We start from the raw sequence: 18,699 nt of genomic DNA, 5'->3' as shown, positions 1-18,699 counted from the left end.
AGATGACTGGAGGCCGACCTCGTCATCTGCGGGAAAACGCAGTCCTCGCGGCGAAAGTACGTTCTCATGCACGCGTTCGACACTCACCCCGGCCCGGTAGCCTCGTGGGCATGAGATCCCCGTCCCAGCCGCAAGCAGGCCTCCCTGCCCCCGAGGACGTCTTCGACCACCTGCGCCGCGAGGACGGCGAGCACGTGGTCTATATCGAGATGAGCACTGCCGGCCGGAGCCGTCGCTAGCCCAGGCGGCGCTGTCGGCGCTCGGCCTCCCGGGCGGCCAGGTACTCCTTCTCGCCCCTGTCGCGCAGGCCGAAGACTGCCAGGATGTTGGCGATGACACCGACGGCCACGATGACAACACCGAAGGCCGCGCCGCTGGCCTCCCCGGTCAGTCCCACCAGCGGGCTGACGAGCCCGCCGACGACGAACTGGAGGAAGCCGAGCAGAGCGGACCCGGTACCCGCCCACCGGCCGGTGCGGTCGAGCGCGAGCGCCGGAGCGTTGCCCATCGACAGCCCCAGGCAGGCCACGTGCGCCAGGAAAAGCGCCACGACCGCGACCAGCAGCGGCACCCGTTCCGGCCCCGCAACCGGCGCGCGCAGCCAGATAAGGCAGAACACAGCGAAGACGATGTCAACGACCAGCACCGCGATGAGCCCGACCCGCACCTGGCGGGCCTGAGAGAAGCGGCGCACCAGGGAGGCCGCCACCGCGATCGTCACCGTCACCGTCGCCCCACACAGTCCGAAGACCGCCGTGTAGGTCACCGTCCCCATGCCCAGGACATTGCGCAGCACGAAGGGCGCCGCGGACAGGTAGGCCATGAGTAGCCCGAAGGACAGAGCGTTGATGAGCAGAAGGCGCACGAGCACGTGGTCGCGCGCCAGCTCGCGGGTGCCGTCGAGCAGGATTCGCAAGCCGCCGTCGTGGCGCTGCTCGGCGGGCAGGGACTCGGGCACCCAGAGGGCCACCATGACAACGAGCAGCCCGGTGAAGGCGGCCACGACCCCCAGGATTCCGCGCCATCCGATGGGCTCGACGAGTACGCCGCCGAGGATCGGGGCGACCACGGGGGCGATCCCCTGGATCGCCATGACGACGCTGAGGGCCTGGGCGGCGGTGATCCCGCGGGAGCGGTCGGAGATGACGGCCCGCCCCAGGACCATGCCGGCCGCTCCCCCGAGTCCCTGGAGGAAGCGGGCGGCCAAGAGGACGGGCAGGTTCGGGGCCAGGGCAGCGCCGATGCTGGCGACCAGGGCGAGCACGCTGCCCCACAGCAGAAGGGGACGCCGGCCGACGCGATCGGACAGGACCCCGATGGTCAACTGGCCGAGCGCGATACCCACGAGGAAAGTGGTCATCGTCAGCTGGACGCTGGAGGCAGAGACGCCCAGGTCGTCGGCCATCTGGGCGAAGGCCGGCAGGTAGGCGTCAGTAGCCAGGGGCGCGATGGCCGCGAGCGCGGCCAGGGCGATGAGGAGTGTGGTGGGGAAGGCCGCCCTCAGCCCATGGTCGGGCGGGGCGGCCGGTGAAGCTGTCATGGCCTGAGAGTACGGAGATTTCCGACCGAGGCGTCAGCACACACGTCCGTGATGCGGTGCACGGCGCAGACGGACAGTTCCGCACGGTGACGCCAATTACCTGTTGCCGCTCCCAGTTCTAGACTGGCTGGGTGACCGATCCCCTGATTGAATCCCTGACGCGTGCCGTAGAAGCCACTCCCAATGACGTCCGGCTGCGCACCCACCTGGCCGAGCTCCTCATCGAGGCCGGCCGCAGTGCCGAAGCAGTCACCCACTGCGCGATCGCCCTTCAGCACGCCCCGACCGACGAGTTTGCCCGCACTCTCATGACTAGAGCGCTCTCACCGCAGGCCGAACAGACCCCCGCCACGCAGCCGGCAGAGCCAATGCTCAGCACGACACCAGAGAACGAGACTCCCGAGTCCACTCCCTGTACCGAGGCAGAACAGACGCCTGACACCACGGCAGAACCGGCACCCAGCGCCGCATCACCAATCGATGCCCCACAAGACTCACCAACATCCCCCGAGGTCACCACCCAGCCAGCGCCCGAGTCATCAGAAGCTCCGGCACCCAATGACCCAACGACGTCAGACGGCTCCAGGGACTTCGACTGGCGGCGGGCCGAGGAGGACTTCGACGGCGGACCTGCTGCTCCCTTCGTATCCTCAGGATCCCCTGTCACTCCCTTCGTATCCTCAGAGGCCTCAGAGTCCTCCGAAAAGTCCTCCGAGCAGTCCTCCGGCTCCGACCCGGCTCTCTCCAAGCCTCACCCGGTCAAGGTCGACGACCGCAACGAGCCTGCGGGCTGGGAGGTGGAGCGCACCGGTGTCTGCCTGGCCGACGTCGGTGGCATGATCGAGGTCAAGAAACGGCTGGAGGCCTCCTTCCTGGCCCCGATGCGCAACCCCGAGCTGCGCCAGCTCTATGGCAAGAGCCTGCGCGGCGGTCTGCTCCTATACGGTCCGCCGGGGACGGGGAAGACCTTCATCGCCCGCGCCATCGCCGGCGAGATGGGGGCTGCTTTCCTGTCGGTGATGATCACCGACATCCTCGGCGAGTACATCGGCACATCCGAGTCCAACCTCCACAAAGCCTTCCAGAAGGCACGCAGCCACGCCCCCTGCGTCCTTTTCCTCGACGAGATCGACGCCCTCGGCATCAAGCGAGCACTCGTACGCAGCTCGTGGATGCGCAACACCGTTGGTTCGAGACCGCGCGCACCGTCGTCGAGTACGCCGATACCTCCGGGGAGTATGCGGATCTGCGCGAGTGGATGAAACGGCACAACATGTTATGAGCCACGACACGTACAGCCAGGAGATCACTCGGGCCGCCTGGTTCGTCGAGACTGGCCAGTACGAGCGAGCCATGCAGATCCTCGCCCGCCTGCTCGCCGGCTACCCGGACAACGCCAGTACCACCTACAAGGTCATGGCGGAGGCTCATAAAAGTGTGGAGCGATTCGAGGACGCCGAGGCCGCGGCCCGCAAAGCCCTGGCGGCGCTACCGAATGATCCCGACGCCCACCGGCTTCTGGCTCAGGCCCTGATCTCCCAGGACCGCGATCCGGAGGCGGAGCGCTCGCTGAGAACAGCCCTGGAGCTGACCCCCGAGGATGATTCGTTGCTCTCCCTTATGTCCACGGCGCTGACCAGGATGGGGCGCACGGAGGAGGCGCTGATCTACGCCCGTGAGGCGGCCAGGCTCTCACCGGGCTCGGCTGGCAACCACTTGCTTCTGGCAATGGCACAGATGACGTCCAACCCGCAGGCGGCGGAGACCGCCCTGAAGGAGACGCTCGCACTCGACCCCCTGTTCGAAGAAGCCCTCCTCCTGCGATCCTGGATGCTCGACGATCGCGGAAACCACCACGACGCCGCCAAGGCACTCGCCGCCTACACGACCCAGACCTCCGACTATGAAACGTCGCGTCACATGGTCGACGCCTTCCTCATGAAGCTCGCAAGCAGCGCTTCCCTCGGGCTGTGGGGGGCCGCGATCTTGACGATGCTGCTCCTGCCCCTTGTCAGGACCATGAACCTGCCCGGCAGTTTCCTTCTTCCTCCACTGATTCTGGCGGCGATCCCCACGTATCAGTCGACCAACTCACGCATTCGGGCGTTTCGGCGCGCGTTCACGGATCGCAGCCGGCGAATACTGCGTTCCTTCATCCGGACCCATCGATTCCTCAGCCTGTGGGCCGCCTCAGCCGTGGTTCTCTGGATGGGGCTCGTCATCGGCACCGTCTGTGCGATACGGGGGACCGACGCCGTTCTCATCATCATGGCCGGAGCCAGTCTTGGTCACCTGGCGCTCGGCTGGATCGTTCTCCGGATCATCCCCTTCATTCGACGCCGGAACGCTTGACGGCTGCAGGCCCTGTTCAGTCGCCCTGCTCGGTCTCGGGGGCCACCATGACATGGTCGCCGTCAGGCACGATCCGCACCCGCAGCCCGTAGACCTCAGCAAGGGTATCGGGCTGGAGCACCTCGGCGGGAGGCCCCTCGGCGAGGATCGCCCCGCCCGCGAGGACGGCGAGGCGGTCGCAGAAGCGGGCCGCAAGGTTGAGGTCGTGCAGGGCGACGACGGCGAGGCGGCCGGTGTCCCGATGGCAGATCCGGCGCACATGGGAGAGCACCGAGACCTGGCGGCGCAGATCGAGGGCGGAGGTGGGCTCGTCGAGCAGGATGAGTCCGGGTTCGCGTACGAGTGTCTGGGCCAGGGCCACGAGCTGGCGCTGGCCGCCGGAGAGCTGGCCCAGTGGCCGGTCGGCCAGGTCGGCCACACCGAGCTCGTCCAGGGCGCTCCAGGCCAGGTCGATGTCGGCTCGGCTCGTGTGCCAGGTCATCCCGCGCCGCGAGGCGGTGAGCACCGACTCCAGGGCGGTCAGGGCGGCGTCGCCGGGCAGGCCCTGCGGCATGTAGCCGATCATGCCGCGCAGGTCCCGCCCTCGGTGCCCCTCGAAGGTCACCTCCCCCAGGTAGCGGCGCAACTGGGCCACGCAGGTGACCAGGGTGGACTTGCCAGCACCGTTGGGGCCCAGCAGCCCCACCATCTGTCCCGTCTCCCAGCTGGCGTCGACGCCCTTGAGGACCGCACGCCTGCCATAGGAGAAGGTGAGATTGTCCAGCGTCAGGGTCATGATCCGCTCCTGACCGCCGAGCGCTGGCGTCCGAAGATGATGGTGAGGAACACCGGCACGCCCACGAGGGCGGTCAGGATGCCAACGGGCACGGCCACGCCCGGCACGATGACCTGGCTGGCGGTGTGGGCGGCGGTCAGGAGGGTGGCCCCGGCCAGGATGGAGGCGGGCACGAGGAAACGCTGATCCTCCCCCACCAGGCCGCGGGCCATGTGCGGCCCTACGAGCCCCACGAAACCGATGATCCCGACGAAGGCCACGGACAGGGCGGCCAGCAGCGCCACCCCGACCAGCGTCCAGGAGCGCACGCGCGCGACGTTGATGCCCATGGCGGCGGCGCGCGCCTCCCCCAGGGTGATGGCGGTCAGCCGCCAGCCGTTGACCCAGAAGACGGGCGTGGCCACGATCAGGGCCACCGAGACAGTGGCCACGGCCGGCCAGGTGGCGCGCATGAGGGAGCCCATCGACCAGAAGACAATCTGCTGGAGGCTCTCGGTGGAGGCCCGGTACTGCACGAGCGCCAGGAGCGCCTGGCAGCTGAAGACTAGGGCGATACCCAGCAGGATCGTCATCTCCTTGGTTACCGAGGGCAGCCTCGAGACCATCGCGATGGCTAGGGAGGCCGCCAGCCCCGCAGTCATCGCCACGATCGGCAGGGTGGCCCCGGTGGCCACGGGCAGCACGAGCCCGGTGACGATCGCCAGCGCCGCACCGAGGGCCGAGGCCGCCGAGATCCCCAGGGTGAAGGGCTCGGCCAGCGGGTTGTCGAGGATCGTCTGCATCTGGACGCCGGCCAGGGACAGCGCCCCGCCCACCAGGACCGCCAGGAGCGCCGGGGGCAGGCGCAGGTTGACAACGATGTTGGCGACCCACGGGTCGTAGTCGGCGTAGAAGAGGGAGCCGAGCACCTGGGCCGGGCTGAACCCCAGCGGCCCCACCATGAGGGCCATGAGGAAGACGGCCAGGAGCAGGGTCGCGAGCCCCGTCAGCATCGCGAGGCGCCGCAGGGTCCGACGGCGGTAGGAGACGTAGGCCGACGCCGCCGTGTCCGTGGGCCCACTTACCCGCCCGGCGGACTTCGTCACCGGCGCGGCATCATCCGGGCCCCGGGAACTGCCGGACTGGCGGGCGGCGTCGTCGTCGGAAGGGACCTTGGTGCTCGGGATTCCCATCAGATGGAGGTGAAGAAGACGCCCTCGGCCTTCCAGGGCATGTACTGCTCGTGGAAGTCCTTCCAGACGGCGTCGGGGTCGATGTCGCTGAAGGCCTCGGGGTTCTGCCATTTGGCGAAGGTCAGGTAGGCGATGAAGTTGTAGGGGGCGTCGTAGAACTGGTGGTAGACGCCGTAGACGTGACCGTCGACGAAGGCCTGGATCTGGTCGTAGCCGGGCTGGTTCTTCAACTGCTCCAGGCTGGCCTTGGCGGAGGCCTCATCGGCCTTGTAACCGAGGTGGACATAGCTGGTCTGGGCGGTGTCCTTGATCTTCTGCTGCTGCCACTCGCCGCCGGTGGCGATGATGTTCTGGGGGTTGGAGGCGATGACCTGCTCGGGGGTGAGAACGCCCTCCTCGCCGGACAGGAGGCTGTCGGCGATGTTGGTGCCGCCGGTGGCGGTGACAATCGCGCCGAGGTTCGCGGTGGAGTAGGTGGCACCGGGGTCGTTGACCCCCGGGCTGCGCCACAGGAAGGTGGTGGGCTTGGTAGTCAGGGACGTCACCTTCTCAACGATGGGGTCGACCTGCTTCTTGTAGAAGGAGACGAAGGCTTCAGCCTCCTTGCGCTTGTCGAAGAGGTCGCCCATGAGGGTGACCGAGGGGACGGTGTTCTTGACCGGGTCGCGTCGAAAGTCGGTGACGACGTACTTGATCTGCTGGCCGTCCAGCTTCTCAAGGTAGCCCTTCTCCTTCGCGGAGTTGTAGACGTCCAGGGTCATGACGAAGACGTCGGGCTTGTACTGCACCAAGGTCTCAATGGGCAGGCCGTCCTTGGCGATGGAGCCGATGGTCGGCAGCTCGGCGGCCTTGGGCGAGACCGCCACGATCTTCTCGTAGAAGTCGGGAGCGGCCTTCTGAAGGTCCTCGCCCCAGGCCACCACCTTGTCGACGGGGTTGGCTTTGTTGAGGAAGGCGAGGGAGTAGACGTGGCGGGACTCGCTCAGGACGATGTTCTTCGGCTGGGCGTCGAAGGCGACCTTGCGGCCGACGATGTCGGTGACCTCGAAACCGCCGTTGGAGGCGCCTGCGGAGGCACCGCCGCTGGAGCCCTTGCCGGCGCGGGAGGTGACTCCACAGCTGGCGAGGACTGCGGTGAGTGGGAGGGCCATGAGCAGAGTACGACGGCGCATACAAGTCCTTTGTTCGCAGATGGGGCGTTAGAAATAGCGCAGGAGGATATTAGGTATGGCTAACTTAATCTGCCAAGAGTTGGGCAGACTTTTCCACCTATGACATGAAGCACTTCAAGGGACCTTAGGCACTTCCTCAACTCACGAGGCCGATGGCAGGCAGCCCCGGACAAGCCGATTACGGCGCGCACACATGGACGAGCGTGACGGCAAGCAGCGCCGCGGCCGGCGGGAGGTACTTGCGCGGATGGCGCATGACGTCGCGCTCGGACTTCCAGCTCATCAGCGGCCGGTAGACCTCCAGAAGGACTGCCGTCGTCGCCCCGACGACGGAGGCCGCGATTCCAGCCGCAACGGTCTCAGCAATGTCGCCACCCAACCAGACGATCAACGCCCCCACCAGACAATTGGACGTCATGTATAACAGCGTGAGGTCTCTGGCGTAAGCGGCAAAGACCCGCCGCGATCCGGGGGCGGCCAGGACCACGGTGCGCGTACTGAGGTAGCGGGAGAAGTAGGCGTTCAGCGGCGTGTTGACGACGACGAAGGCCATGGGCAGCGGAATCGTCAGGCCACGGCCGGTCATGGTGTAGGTGAAGAGCGTGGCGATCACGAGTGCAGCCAGGGTGTTGACCTGCGTGGTGCGCACGGTCGCCAGCTCGCCCAGGACCAGGCTGCGGCGGCCGCCCCGGACGGTTCCCACCTGCCTGCGGCGCGCCCGCAGATCATGGGAACACGCCGTCACGGCCAGAGCGCAGGCCGCGAAAAGGACAGTTGAGACAGCTGGCGCCGCCCACCAGGCCGTACCCCCGACGACGAGGACCCCGCCAGCCACCCAGCGCAGGCCGGCCCGCTCCCCCGCCCACAGGGTCAGGCCCAGCACCCCGGCCCCCAGCCCGACGACGACCATCTCCACCGCCGTCGTCGCAGCAACGCCTATTCCGGGACTCCGACCACTTCCCTCGCCGCTGGACAGCAGGACGAACAGGGTGATGGGCGCGACCGCCTCGAAAAGGATGACGACGTCGGCCACGAGGTAGGTGGCCCGGGCGAGCTCGTCGCGCCCGAGCGGAAAACGGGCCAGGTCATCCCAGCGCCCGGAGCCTATCCAGGCTGAGGCAATCGTCGCGCTCAGGCCAACGGCGGCCAGGACCAGCCCGGTGACCGCAATGCGCGGGTTGACGCGAAGGTCGGCCGATGCCCCGAACCAGGCGGCCAGGACGCACAGGATAACGGCGCTCAGGGCGCTCTGGCGTCCCACGAACTGCCCGGTCACCGCCTTCAGGGCGGCTCGGCTAACTGACCAGCGCCGCCACGGCATCGGAGTCCTCAGGGGTGGTGAAGGGGCCGGTCATCCGGCCGGCGGAGAGCACGTAGAGGTGCTGAGTGCAGCGGGTGAAGGACTCGGCGATGTGGGAGCTGAGCAGGATCGAGCGGCCGGATGCGGCGGCGGCGTTGATGCTGCGGTAGAGGAACTCGGTGGCGGTGAAGTCGAGGAAGTCGACGGGCTCATCCAGGAAGAGGAGAGGCGTGGTGAGGTAGAAGGCGGCGATGAGGTTGGCCTTCTTGCGTGAGCCGCTGGAGAGTCGGGAGAAGGAGGTGGTCCGGTAGCGGCCGTAGTCGAAGCCCTCGATCAGTTCCTCGAGGCGGCCGCGGTCCGGGCGCAGTCGGTAGGCGCGCTCCAGGAAGCCGATGAAGGCTTCCAGGTTCCAGGTGGGGAAGGAGTCGTCATCGGCGAGGCTGAGGTAGCGGGAGGCCTTGAAGTGCTCGTCGCCCGGGCGTATGTCCCGGCCACGGTAGCGCAGGGCTCCGAAGCGCGCTCCGCGGTGGACGTCGCACAGGGAGGTGAGCATCGTGGTCTTGCCGGCGCCGTTGAGACCGATGAGGCCGACGGCTTGGCCGTCCTCGAGGGCAAAGGAGACGTCGGTGAGGACCGGGCGGTCGCGCTCGTACCAGGCGGACAGGCCCTCGACCTCGAGGAGGTGGGCCGGGGTATCGCCGAGGGCGCTCATGAGCTCGGGGGTGTCCGGTCGTCCCGGTCGCCACCCTTGCCGCCGATGGAAGGGCGGATCAGCTGAAACACGATGAGCACGGCCGCGGCAGCGAAGATGATCGCGATCGCCGTGTCTCCTCGTCGGACGGAAAGGACCGTGACCATGATGTTGAGCACCACGATGCACATCAGGAAAATGCGTCGATTCCGACCTGATAACACAGGTACCTCCTCCTTTGCAGACTCTCGCGGCAGGCAACGATCGCTCGCACCTCCCACCACTGTAGGCACGAACGAGGCCGTATCGAGGCAGTTCACGGGCCATGTCGGGCAAGAATTTGACCTGTCGGCGCATTGATGTCTGGAGCGGTGTCATTCTCCGAGGCCGCTCCGCCCTGCACGGCTTCACAGGAGACCCACAAGGTCAACCTACGCCTGGCACACACGGCCCCGACACGGTTGAGCCATGCACAGCTCCGACACCCTCGACCCAACCGGGACACCCCAGTCCGGCCAGGATCACCAGTCCAACCGGCCCGACCGCTCCGCGAAGTCCCGTAAGCACCCGCGACGCCGTTTCCTCCTGGGCGGCGCCGCCGTCCTGGGCCTGGCCGCCACCGGCACCAGCGCCTGGGCGCTCAACCGCTTCGTCATCGACCATGTCGAGGTCGACGATGTCACTGCTCTGGAGGCCAAGGCCCAAAACGCCGCCGGTTCCTCGGCGACTCCGGCCACCAACGTGACGGTCGGGGAGAACTCCTACTCCTCGTCCAACACGAACATCGAGATCCAGCAGGTCTCCACCGGCTCGGGCAGCGACACCGTCACCTACTACGTGGCCGACGTCAAGCTCACCAACGCCACCGACCTGCGCAGCGCCTTCGCCAACAACTCCTACGGCACCAACATCACCGCCAAGCCCACCGTGATCGCCTCCGAGCACGACGCCATCCTGGCCATCAACGGCGACTACTACGGCTTCCGCAGCGACGGGATCCTCATCCGTAACGGCGTCATCTATCGCGATAGCGGCAAGCGCGACGGCATGGCCTTCTACACCGACGGGCGCGTGGAGGTCTACGACGAGACCGCCACCAATGCCCAGACGCTCCTGGACGCGGGCGTGTGGAACACGCTGTCCTTCGGGCCGGCCCTGGTCAACAACGGCCAGGTGCTCTCGGGTATCGACCAGGTCGAGGTCGATACGAACGTCGGCAACCACTCCATCCAGGGCAAGCAGCCGCGCACCGCCGTGGGGTGGGTGGAGACGAACCACGTGAAGCTCGTCGTCGTCGACGGCCGCAGCGAGGGCTACTCACGCGGCGTCACGATGACCGAGCTCGCCCAGATTATGGCCGACCTGGGGTGCGCCTGCGCCTACAACATCGACGGCGGCGGCTCGTCGGCCATGTACTTCAACGGCTCGATCATCAACCAGCCCTCCAACGGGGGCGAGCGCGACACGTCCGACATCCTCTACATCGCGAACGGATCCTGAGATGAGCGGCACCGACAACCTCACCGGCACGGCCCAGACCCCAATGACCCCGGCAACCCCGGCAACCCCGGCGACGACCGCGCAGGCGGTCACGCGCCGTTCCGTCTACCAGCAATACCCGCAGTCCTATCCGGCGGCGTACCCGACGACACGGCTGAGCCGATCGGGCGGCGGGCAGGAGACCGCGCGGGTCGTCGTGGGAGAGGCGCCCCGCCGGGTGGGAGAGAGATCCGTCCAGGCGGTAGGTGGCCGCACGGCCGTGACGACCTCGCCGCGCTTGCTGCCCCGGGTCATCGCCCCGGCCAACCGGACCACCACTAACCGAGCAGCAGGTATTCAGAACACCGGCAACCACACGGCGCCGCGTATCACCGCCGTGCCCCATCCCCGGACGGCGGTGGCGCTCGTAGTGCTCGTCCCGGCCTACAAGCCCGACGAACGCCTGGCCGAGCTCGTGACCCGCCTGCGCGGGGCGCGCCGGGACTGCGCGGTGCTCGTCGTCGACGACGGATCGGGGCCGCAGTACGCGCCCTTCTTCGCCGCCGCCCGCGCCCGCGGCGCCCAGGTGGTCAGCTACCCACTCAACCGGGGCAAGGGTCAAGCGCTGCGCACGGGCCTGGCCCACGCGGCCGCCACCTGGCCCGATGCGGACGTCGTGTGCGCCGACGCCGACGGACAGCACACACCGTCGGACATTGAGGCCGTGGCCGCGAAGGTGCGCGAGACCGGGCACATGACCCTGGGGGTGCGGCGATTCACCGGGCCGGTGCCGCTGCGCAGCCGGATCGGCAATGACGTGACTGCCCTGCTCTTCCGAGGCGCGACCAGCTGGAAGCTGGGCGACACCCAGACGGGCCTGCGCGGCTACCCCGCCGGGCACCTGGCCTGGCTGCAGAGCGTGCCCGGCGACCGCTACGAGTACGAGCTCTCCGCCCTGCTGCGCGCCCACGAGCTGGGGCTGGTGGTGGAGCAGGTGGAGATCGCCACGGTCTACGAGCCGGGCAACACTTCCTCGCACTTCCGGCCGTTGCAGGACTCGGCGCGGATTTACGCCCCGCTGCTGAGGTTCATGGGAGCGTCGCTGGCGAGCTTCGGGATCGACTGGCTGGGTGTCATGGTGTTCTTCGCGATGACCGGCGACCTGCTGGCGGCGGTCGTGGGGGCGCGGCTGATCTCCGGGACCGCGAACTTCTTCATGAACCGGCGGGTCTTCCGAGCCCGACGCGGTACCGTGGTGCGCACGGCGGTGCGCTACGTGGTCCTGGCGGTGAGCCTGCTGGCGGCCAGCTACCTGGTGCTCAAGGCGCTCACCACGTTCGGGATTCCGCTGGGGATCGCGAAGATACTCGGCGACGGGGCCATCTACGTGGCCAGCTACGTGGCGCAGCGCCGGCTGGTCTTCAAAGAGCGGGGATGAGATCGACCTGCCGGGGTTTCCCGGCAGGTGCTCCTCGGGTTCGTGCCCTTGGGGACGACGTGCCGGCGTCGCCCCCGAGGGCACGGCTTTGCCGTCCTCTCGATCGCACCCCGCTGACGATCTCCGAGCAGCACCGTCAACAAGCCGCACTTACGCACACCGGCCACGGCTCTTGAGCAAATTTTGTCCGTATGGGACGACTTTGAACACCCCGATCACCGGAACGCAACTACCCAAAATGCTCTGACCTGCACAAACGCAAATCTGCTCGTGCGAGCGAGCCGTCAAAGTCGTCCCATATGGACACTTTTCAGCCGAAGACGCTACTCGCCCCAGTCAGAATCACAGGCAACAGCCTCAGTGGGGACTGACGAGGCCGGCCTCGTAGGCGGAGATGACGAGCTGGGCACGGTCGCGGGCGTTCAGGCGTGCCAGGAGCGCGGTGATGTGGCTGCGGCAGGTGGCCCGGGTGATGCCGAGCTCGGCCTCGATCTCACTGTTGGACAGGCCTTTGGCGATCAGCAGGAGGACCTCTCGCTGGCGGGGCGTGAGGGCCTCGACATCGCCGGCTCGGGAGGTTCCCGAAGCACCGGCCGCCGTGCGCGGCATACGGGCCACGAGGCGAGACAGCACCTGGGGGCTGAGCAGCGATTGGCCCTCGTGGACGGTGCGCACGGCATCGACGAGGGACTGCGGGTCGGTGTCCTTGAGCAGGAAACCGCAGGCGCCGGCGCGCAGGGCACCAAGGACGTAGTCGTCGATCTCGAACATGGTCAGGATGAGGATGCGCGTGGCCTCAAGCGCCGGGTCGGCGCAGATCCGCCTGGTGGCCTCAATGCCGGTCAGGCCCGGCATCTGGATGTCCATGAGGATGACGTCAGGGCGAAGCTCGGCGGCCAGGGCGACCGCGCGGACGCCGTCCTCGGCTAGGCCAACGACGCTCATGCCGGGCTCGGCCTGAAGGAGAGCGGCCAGCGTGGAGCGCAGGAGGGCCTGGTCCTCGGCGATGAGGACCCGAATGGGGGCGACAGTCGGCCCAGAGGCGGGATCAGCCATGGGTTCTCCCGAATGCTCCGGTGGGCAGCATCGCCTCGGTAGCGAAGCCGGGGGCGTCGGTGCGAGGGCCGGCAGTCAGAGTCCCGCCGAGCGCGGTCAGGCGCTCCTGAAGCCCGCGCAGCCCTTGCCCGGCCCCGGGTTGGGGCGCCCAACCGGGGACCGGACCGTCGTCGACGACGGCGATGCGCAGCAGTCCTGGTTCCGGGCGGAGAGTGACGCGGGCGCTCGTGGGGCCAGCGTGGCGGGCCGTGTTGGCCAGGGCCTCGGCCACGACCCGGACTGCGGTCTGGCTTGTCGGGATGGACAGGCCGGCCAAGGAGGAGAGGCCGCGAGACTCTCCATTCGTCGTTTCGGCAGAGTCGGCCGCACCCGAGACTGTGTCCGCTTCCGCACCTGTCCCGGTGCCGGCGTCCACCTTGACCGTGACGCCAGCGCGTCGAGCCCGCTCGACGACTTCAGTGAGACTGGCAGTGGGCCCCTCAGCCCCCTCAGCACGCCCCTTACCCGGCCGGGATCCCGAACCTCCTGATGCTCCTGCAGCGCCCACTGAGGTCGCAGAGACCGCTGCCACGGCCCCGGGCGTTGGGGGCGTGCGCTCGTCACGCAGGACGGCGAGCATGCGACGCAGCGCATCGGTGGCCTCACGGGAGGCGGTCTCGACGTCGCTCAGGGCGCTCCGCAGTCCGTCGGGGGTGGTCTCGAGGCGCTGGGCCACGGCGCAACGCACGGTGATGGCGCCGAGGTTGCCGGAGACGGCGTCGTGCAGCTCGCGGGCGATGACAAGGCGGTCCTCGGCGACGGCGAGCGCGGCCGTCTCCTGCGCCAGGCGCCGCTCGTAGGCACGCTGGTCGCGCCGCCGTAGCCACAGGGTGGCGGCGACGAGGCAGGCCATAACAAGCGGTGCCGTCATCTGGACGCGCTGAGAAGGAGCCGGTAAGAAGCCGACCATGGTGCCCAGGCCGACGACAACCACAGTCAGCCCGGTGATGGCGCACCCGAGCGGCGAGTGGCGCGGTGGGACGGCGGGGGCTGGCACCCGGCCAGTCTAGGAAGGCGGCTTAGGCGCTTCATCAAACCAGGGTTTGATGTACCCGGGTCTGAGGCGGTGGGGCGACGTCGGCTGGGCGGACGATGCGCGCGGCCGCTCGGCGCGCTGGAGTTATCTCATGATCAGTATTGAGAACCTCGTCAAGCGGCACGGGGCGCGGGAGGTGCTTCACGGCGTGAGCCTGGAGGCCCGCCCGGGCCGCGTCACCGGATTCGTGGGCCCGAACGGCGCCGGGAAATCCTCGACCCTGCGGTGTCTGCTGGGGTTGGACCGGGCTGACGGCGGGCAGGCGCTCATTGACGGACGCCCCTACTGCGAGCTGCGCGAACCGCTGCGCACGGTGGGGGCGGTGCTCGACGGTTCAGGCGCACACCCCTCACGAACGGCCCGCGGCCACCTAGGCTGGGTGGCCTCTGGCGCGGGGATCAGTCGGAGCCGGGTGGCCGAAGTACTCGACATCGTCGGGCTGAGTGAAGTGGCCGGGCGGCGGGTGCGCACCTTCTCCCTGGGAATGGGACAGCGCCTGGGGTTGGCGGCGGCGCTGCTGGGCGACCCGGAGGTGCTGGTCCTGGACGAACCGGTCAACGGCCTGGACCCGGAGGGGATCCGGTGGATCCGCACGCTGCTGCGGCAGCGGGCCGACGCCGGGGGCACGGTCTTGCTGTCCAGTCATGTACTGGCCGAGCTCGCCGAGGTGGCCGACGACGTCATCGTCATCGCCGGCGGGCGGGTGCGGGCGGCCGGGACGCTGGAGGAGGTCGCGGCGGGTTACGCGAACCTGGAGGAGGCGTTCTTCTCACTGACCGCCCCAGCCGAAAACGGGGCCGGTGGCCCGGTCACCCCGGTGGAACGCGGGGAAGGGGCCCGGCCATGAGCACGGCGACGGCGCTGGTGCGCTCCCTCAAAGCGGAGGCGCGCAAGACGGCGGGCCTGCCGGGGGTCTGGCTGGGGGCGGTGCTGGCGATCGTCCTGCCGCTCCTGATCGAGTACTACACGGATCATGACCTGGCGGCGCGGCTGACGGCCGGCGACCCGAATGCGCCGACGCAGCTGGACAGCGTCGGCATCATTGGGTTGTACGTGGGGACGACGGGGATCGTGGTGCTGGCGGTGAGTGTTGTGGTCAGCGAGTACGCGAGCGATCCGCGCACGAGCGGGGCCTCCAGCTCTTCGCAGCAGGTGGCAACGACGATGCTGGTCCAGCCGCGGCGCGGGGCGTCGGTGGCCGCGAAGCTGCTCGTGGTGCTGGGCGCCGCGACGGTGCTCCTGGCGGTGGCGTGGACGGCGACATACTCGCTGTGCCGGCACCTGCTGGGGTCGAGCGTGCCCTTCGAGCCGGTACCGTGTTGGATGCTGACAGGAATCCTGACGTGGTGGGTGTTCTCGGCAATGGCGTCGATGGCACTGGCGATGGCGACACGCAGCGCGCTGGTGTCAATGACGGTCCTCGTCGCGATGTCGACGATGATCTCGCCGGGGGTGCTGCTCATCAAGTCCACCGATGCGGCCCGGTTCCTGCCGGATGCCGCGGCAGTGCGGCTCATTGCGAGCCCGACGACGCTCAACTACGACCGGCTGGTCGAGCTGCTGTCGATCCCGATGGCGGCCGCCATCTGTGCGGCCTGGGCGGGAGGCTGCGCGGCGGTGTGCTGCTGGGTGTGGATGAGGCGGGACGCATGAGCGGGAGCGAGGCGATAGGAGGGGCGGCAACGGCCTGGGGGCGTGCGCTGCGCGCGGAGCTGCTGAAAGTGGTGACGCTGCCGGCGATGTGGTGGTCGGCAGCGGTGGCGGGCGCAGCTGCGATCGCCACGGTGATGTCGGTCTTGCAGAACGTGATGGATAAGCGGGCCTTCGGATTCGAGGAGATCGCTCCTATATGGACGCTGGCGGTGCAGATCGGCTTCGTGGCGGCGGGTGTAGCCGTGGCGGGCGCCGAGCACTCCACGGCGCAGGGCATGACGAGTCTGCTGGTGACGCCGGCGCGGAGGCGGCTGGCGGGGGCGCGACTCGTGGTGCTGGCCGGGACGGGGTTGGTATTCGCGAGCGTGTTGGTCGGGGCGAGCCTGGCTGCGTGCCCGACGACGTCGACGGCAGCATTATGGGCCGGCGGAAGGACCGTGGTCTGGTTGACAGCGGCACTGCTGCTGGCGGCGGGGCTAGGCGAGGCGCTGCGCAGTGTGATCGGTGCGGCGACGGTGGCCGTGGTGCTGGTGATTCTGGCACCCCAGCTGGCGATGTTCGCGGGAGATATCGCCCGGTGGCTTCCAGGCCAGGCAGCCCAGATCTGGGTGGCGGCCGCCGCACCGCAAACGGGCGTGACCGCCGCTGGGCTCGCCGCCTTGGGCTGGACGACGGCCGCGCAGGCGGCGGGCATAGCCCGACTGCTGCGGGCGGATGCGTAGGCAAAGGATGGCGTACGGCTGCGAAAGCCTGGCGCCTCCACTCAAAGCCGGGGTGGGAGCGAACGGGGACGCTCCCACCCCCCTCACCTTATATTTCAACACACGATCAAAATGAGTCATTTTACCGCTGTTTACGTAATATGGCCCGACGCATGTGACTATATCAAGGTATGGGAATAGTCGACAAAAGTAGCAGAGCAGCTTCTGAGTCGACAGACCGCGACACTCCCCTCATCACCGAATTATCTACGAGACAAACCGCCTTAATCAAACTGAAACCATTTTCAGGGGCTCTCGATTTTCTGTCGAAGTGACTGCGGCATAAAATATTTCTGCACCCACCCCGACGCATGCAAGCTCAACGAGGACTTCGCACTTGCTGACAGTGGTGGAGCACCATTCACACGAATGAGGACCATGCCCTCGAGGAGGCAATGATGAAGCATTCCTGCCGATCCCTAATCGGCACACTCACAGCAGTGACGCTCATGGGACTCGTCAGTCCGGCCGCCATGGCCGACGAGCCCGTCCCCAGTCCCAGCGACGACGTCGTCGCCGAGCAGCCGACAAACCCGCCGGCCGAGACCCCCACAGCTGACTCTTCCGCTCCCCCAGCGACCAATGCGCCGAGCACGGCACCGGCCGAAACCCAGCCCACAACCGCTCCCGATCCCACCGCGGATCCCTCGAACAAGCCTTCAGATCCGCCCGCCGAACCCAAGCGAGAATGGCGGGAGGAGAACGGCAAACAGTACTTCTACGAGAACGGTGTTAAGAAGACCGATACCTGGATTACGTGGAACAACCTCAAGTACTACTTCGGTACTGACGGCGCCCTGAAAACCGAGACCTGGCTGCACCAGGGCGACAACTGGTACTACGTCGACTACTACGGCGCCGCTATGACAGGCAGGAGAGAGGTCGACGGCGTCGACTACTTCTTCGACAGCGACGGCGTCATGCAGGCCAACCGATGGATCGAGCAGGACGGGGGCAGCTTCTACGTCCAGAGCTCGGGTGCCGTCGCCACCAATACATGGCTCCATCTGGGCGACAAGTGGTTCTATGTGGACGCCAAGGGCATCAGAGCCGTCGGCCTGGTAAAGGTCGGGACGGAGTGGTACCACTTCAGCGACGACGGGGTCATGAGCACCGGCTGGAAGCAGATCGACGGAAGCTGGTACTACCTGGGCGACAGCGGCGCGATGGCCACCGGCTGGAAGCAAATCGAGGGCACCTGGTACTACCTGGGCGACAGCGGCGCGATGGCCACCGGCTGGCAGCAAATCGACGGAAACTGGTACTACCTGGGCGACAGCGGAGCGATGGCCACCGGCTGGCAGCAAATCGACGGAAACTGGTACTACCTGGGCGACAGCGGTGCCATGGCGACCGGCTGGCAGCAAATCGGAAGCACCTGGTACTACTTCAACGGCAGCGGCGCGATGGCCACAGGCTGGCAGCAAATCGGCGGAAACTGGTACTACCTGGGCGACAGCGGCGCGATGGCCACAGGCTGGCAGCAAATCGGAAGCACCTGGTACTACTTCAACGGCAGCGGCGCGATGGCCACAGGCTGGCAGCAAATCGACGGAAGCTGGTACCTCTTCAGCAAGCACGGCAGCATGGCGACCGGTTGGCAGCAGATCGGCGGGAACTGGTACCACCTGAACAGTAACGGCACGATGTCGACCGGTTGGCAGCAAATCGGAGGCACCTGGTACTACTTCGACGGCAGTGGCGCCATGGCCACTAAGAAGTGGATCGAGGGCACCTTCTACGTTGATGATAGCGGCGCGATGCTGGTCAGCACGACTCGAACGATCGACGGCTGGAACTACACCTTCGACGGCAACGGTCGGTGGATTACCGTCAACAACGGGGGCTACAGTTGCCCTGCATGGGCCCAAATTAAAGGCAATGCAAGCAGCAAGATCTATCACCGGCCTGGTAACCAGTCGTACGACATCACCAAGCCCGAGGCGTGCTTCTCCACCGGCACGCAAGCCGAAGCCGCTGGTTATCATGCCGCCAAACGATGACCCGACAGCACTCACCACAACTGAATGAGTCCCGGGAGGTCTGCCCCACCGGCGACTGACTGAGATCCAGGCCCGTGGGGTCCCGAGCGAAAGCGTTTGCTCGGGACCCCACGGGCTATTACGTGTCCCATCTGCAGCAAGAGGACCCGCGACGGCCTGGCCAGACCGACCGAACAGTACCATACGCATTCCGTAATAAATCAGAAGGGTCCTGAGTTGGCTCATTTAGTGT

General features: G+C 67.4%; 18 protein-coding genes. 9 read left to right on the top strand and 9 right to left on the bottom strand.

Annotated features, from left to right (window positions below; all coding sequences use genetic code 11):
• The first annotated feature begins 110 nt into the window (after positions 1-110).
• Positions 111-239 carry a hypothetical protein gene (locus tag FK256_RS14735; RefSeq protein WP_021609499.1) on the top strand — a complete coding sequence of 43 codons (129 nt, stop codon included), beginning with the start codon at positions 111-113 and terminating at the stop codon, positions 237-239.
• Here FK256_RS14735 and FK256_RS06575 read toward each other — a convergent pair.
• A complete protein-coding gene (locus FK256_RS06575) occupies positions 236-1,540 on the bottom strand; it encodes a multidrug effflux MFS transporter (protein ID WP_141424177.1) in 1,305 nt (434 codons plus the stop codon). The two genes, FK256_RS14735 and FK256_RS06575, sit on opposite strands and share 4 nt — an antisense overlap.
• A 131-nt stretch (positions 1,541-1,671) precedes the next feature.
• On the opposite strand from FK256_RS06575, the gene FK256_RS06570 reads away from it, so the two are divergent.
• Both FK256_RS06570 and FK256_RS06565 read left to right on the top strand, forming a co-directional pair.
• Positions 1,672-2,802, top strand: a complete 1,131-nt coding sequence (locus FK256_RS06570; RefSeq protein WP_141424176.1) for an AAA family ATPase — start codon at positions 1,672-1,674, stop codon at positions 2,800-2,802.
• Between the two features lie 16 nt (positions 2,803-2,818).
• The gene (locus FK256_RS06565) at positions 2,819-3,892 is read left to right on the top strand and encodes a tetratricopeptide repeat protein (protein WP_141424175.1); all 1,074 of its coding nucleotides are present in this window, start codon (positions 2,819-2,821) and stop codon (positions 3,890-3,892) included.
• 16 nt (positions 3,893-3,908) lie between these two features.
• Here the strand turns inward: FK256_RS06565 and FK256_RS06560 are convergent, their stop codons facing one another.
• From FK256_RS06560 to FK256_RS06535, 6 genes are all read right to left on the bottom strand, one after another.
• Positions 3,909-4,667, bottom strand: coding sequence for an ABC transporter ATP-binding protein (locus FK256_RS06560; RefSeq protein WP_021609496.1), 759 nt, complete (start codon positions 4,665-4,667; stop codon positions 3,909-3,911).
• Positions 4,664-5,839, bottom strand: a complete 1,176-nt coding sequence (locus FK256_RS06555) for a FecCD family ABC transporter permease (RefSeq protein WP_141424174.1) — start codon at positions 5,837-5,839, stop codon at positions 4,664-4,666. Before FK256_RS06555 ends, FK256_RS06560 begins: the two co-directional genes overlap by 4 nt.
• Positions 5,839-7,011, bottom strand: coding sequence for an ABC transporter substrate-binding protein (locus FK256_RS06550; protein ID WP_141424173.1), 1,173 nt, complete (start codon positions 7,009-7,011; stop codon positions 5,839-5,841). The genes FK256_RS06555 and FK256_RS06550 overlap by 1 nt, the downstream gene beginning before the upstream one ends.
• A 178-nt stretch (positions 7,012-7,189) precedes the next feature.
• Positions 7,190-8,287 carry a hypothetical protein gene (locus tag FK256_RS06545; RefSeq protein ID WP_244936223.1) on the bottom strand — a complete coding sequence of 366 codons (1,098 nt, stop codon included), beginning with the start codon at positions 8,285-8,287 and terminating at the stop codon, positions 7,190-7,192.
• Between the two features lie 19 nt (positions 8,288-8,306).
• Positions 8,307-9,023 (bottom strand): ATP-binding cassette domain-containing protein, encoded by a 717-nt coding sequence (locus tag FK256_RS06540; RefSeq protein ID WP_141424171.1) that lies wholly within the window; start codon positions 9,021-9,023, stop codon positions 8,307-8,309.
• Positions 9,020-9,184, bottom strand: a complete 165-nt coding sequence (locus FK256_RS06535; RefSeq protein WP_244936231.1) for a hypothetical protein — start codon at positions 9,182-9,184, stop codon at positions 9,020-9,022. Before FK256_RS06535 ends, FK256_RS06540 begins: the two co-directional genes overlap by 4 nt.
• Before the next feature lie 286 nt (positions 9,185-9,470).
• On the opposite strand from FK256_RS06535, the gene FK256_RS06530 reads away from it, so the two are divergent.
• Both FK256_RS06530 and FK256_RS06525 read left to right on the top strand, forming a co-directional pair.
• Positions 9,471-10,502: a phosphodiester glycosidase family protein gene (locus FK256_RS06530; RefSeq protein WP_141424169.1), complete on the top strand. Its 1,032-nt coding sequence runs from the start codon at positions 9,471-9,473 to the stop codon at positions 10,500-10,502.
• 1 nt (position 10,503) lies between these two features.
• The gene (locus tag FK256_RS06525) at positions 10,504-11,919 is read left to right on the top strand and encodes a bifunctional glycosyltransferase family 2/GtrA family protein (RefSeq protein WP_244936222.1); all 1,416 of its coding nucleotides are present in this window, start codon (positions 10,504-10,506) and stop codon (positions 11,917-11,919) included.
• A gap of 357 nt (positions 11,920-12,276) precedes the next feature.
• On the opposite strand, the gene FK256_RS06520 is transcribed toward FK256_RS06525, so the two are convergent.
• Both FK256_RS06520 and FK256_RS06515 read right to left on the bottom strand, forming a co-directional pair.
• Positions 12,277-12,975, bottom strand: a complete 699-nt coding sequence (locus tag FK256_RS06520) for a response regulator (RefSeq protein ID WP_141424168.1) — start codon at positions 12,973-12,975, stop codon at positions 12,277-12,279.
• Complete coding sequence (locus FK256_RS06515; RefSeq protein ID WP_141424167.1) at positions 12,968-14,011, bottom strand: sensor histidine kinase; 1,044 nt, start codon at positions 14,009-14,011, stop codon at positions 12,968-12,970. The genes FK256_RS06520 and FK256_RS06515 overlap by 8 nt, the downstream gene beginning before the upstream one ends.
• A gap of 130 nt (positions 14,012-14,141) precedes the next feature.
• Here FK256_RS06515 and FK256_RS06510 point away from each other — a divergent pair, with 130 nt between their 5' ends.
• The 4 genes from FK256_RS06510 (at position 14,142) to FK256_RS06495 (ending at position 18,467) form a co-directional block, all read left to right on the top strand.
• Complete coding sequence (locus tag FK256_RS06510; protein WP_141424166.1) at positions 14,142-14,897, top strand: ABC transporter ATP-binding protein; 756 nt, start codon at positions 14,142-14,144, stop codon at positions 14,895-14,897.
• A complete protein-coding gene (locus FK256_RS06505) occupies positions 14,894-15,703 on the top strand; it encodes an ABC transporter (protein WP_141424165.1) in 810 nt (269 codons plus the stop codon). Before FK256_RS06510 ends, FK256_RS06505 begins: the two co-directional genes overlap by 4 nt.
• Positions 15,700-16,425 carry a cupin gene (locus FK256_RS06500; RefSeq protein ID WP_141424164.1) on the top strand — a complete coding sequence of 242 codons (726 nt, stop codon included), beginning with the start codon at positions 15,700-15,702 and terminating at the stop codon, positions 16,423-16,425. Before FK256_RS06505 ends, FK256_RS06500 begins: the two co-directional genes overlap by 4 nt.
• A 488-nt stretch (positions 16,426-16,913) precedes the next feature.
• Complete coding sequence (locus FK256_RS06495) at positions 16,914-18,467, top strand: sunset domain-containing protein (protein ID WP_244936225.1); 1,554 nt, start codon at positions 16,914-16,916, stop codon at positions 18,465-18,467.
• Positions 18,468-18,699: the final 232 nt, after the last annotated feature.

Source organism: Actinomyces johnsonii, from assembly GCF_006546835.1.
Taxonomy (GTDB): domain Bacteria; phylum Actinomycetota; class Actinomycetes; order Actinomycetales; family Actinomycetaceae; genus Actinomyces; species Actinomyces johnsonii.
Note: the sequence above shows the minus strand (reverse complement) of the source record. Positions and strands in the feature narration are given on the sequence as shown.

Excerpts from the sequence above, each read along its gene's own strand:
- FK256_RS06500 (WP_141424164.1), top strand. The coding sequence starts at position 15,700 with ATGAGCGGGAGCGAGGCGATAGGAGGGGCGGCAACGGCCTGGGGGCGT.
- FK256_RS06530 (WP_141424169.1), top strand. The coding sequence starts at position 9,471 with ATGCACAGCTCCGACACCCTCGACCCAACCGGGACACCCCAGTCCGGC.
- FK256_RS06560 (WP_021609496.1), bottom strand. The coding sequence starts at position 4,667 with ATGACCCTGACGCTGGACAATCTCACCTTCTCCTATGGCAGGCGTGCG.
- FK256_RS06505 (WP_141424165.1), top strand. The coding sequence starts at position 14,894 with ATGAGCACGGCGACGGCGCTGGTGCGCTCCCTCAAAGCGGAGGCGCGC.
- FK256_RS06540 (WP_141424171.1), bottom strand. The coding sequence starts at position 9,023 with ATGAGCGCCCTCGGCGATACCCCGGCCCACCTCCTCGAGGTCGAGGGC.
- FK256_RS06520 (WP_141424168.1), bottom strand. The coding sequence starts at position 12,975 with ATGGCTGATCCCGCCTCTGGGCCGACTGTCGCCCCCATTCGGGTCCTC.
- FK256_RS06565 (WP_141424175.1), top strand. The coding sequence starts at position 2,819 with ATGAGCCACGACACGTACAGCCAGGAGATCACTCGGGCCGCCTGGTTC.
- FK256_RS06525 (WP_244936222.1), top strand. The coding sequence starts at position 10,504 with ATGAGCGGCACCGACAACCTCACCGGCACGGCCCAGACCCCAATGACC.
- FK256_RS06555 (WP_141424174.1), bottom strand. The coding sequence starts at position 5,839 with ATGGGAATCCCGAGCACCAAGGTCCCTTCCGACGACGACGCCGCCCGC.
- FK256_RS06575 (WP_141424177.1), bottom strand. The coding sequence starts at position 1,540 with ATGACAGCTTCACCGGCCGCCCCGCCCGACCATGGGCTGAGGGCGGCC.
- FK256_RS14735 (WP_021609499.1), top strand. The coding sequence starts at position 111 with ATGAGATCCCCGTCCCAGCCGCAAGCAGGCCTCCCTGCCCCCGAGGAC.
- FK256_RS06495 (WP_244936225.1), top strand. The coding sequence starts at position 16,914 with ATGGGACTCGTCAGTCCGGCCGCCATGGCCGACGAGCCCGTCCCCAGT.
- FK256_RS06510 (WP_141424166.1), top strand. The coding sequence starts at position 14,142 with ATGATCAGTATTGAGAACCTCGTCAAGCGGCACGGGGCGCGGGAGGTG.
- FK256_RS06550 (WP_141424173.1), bottom strand. The coding sequence starts at position 7,011 with ATGCGCCGTCGTACTCTGCTCATGGCCCTCCCACTCACCGCAGTCCTC.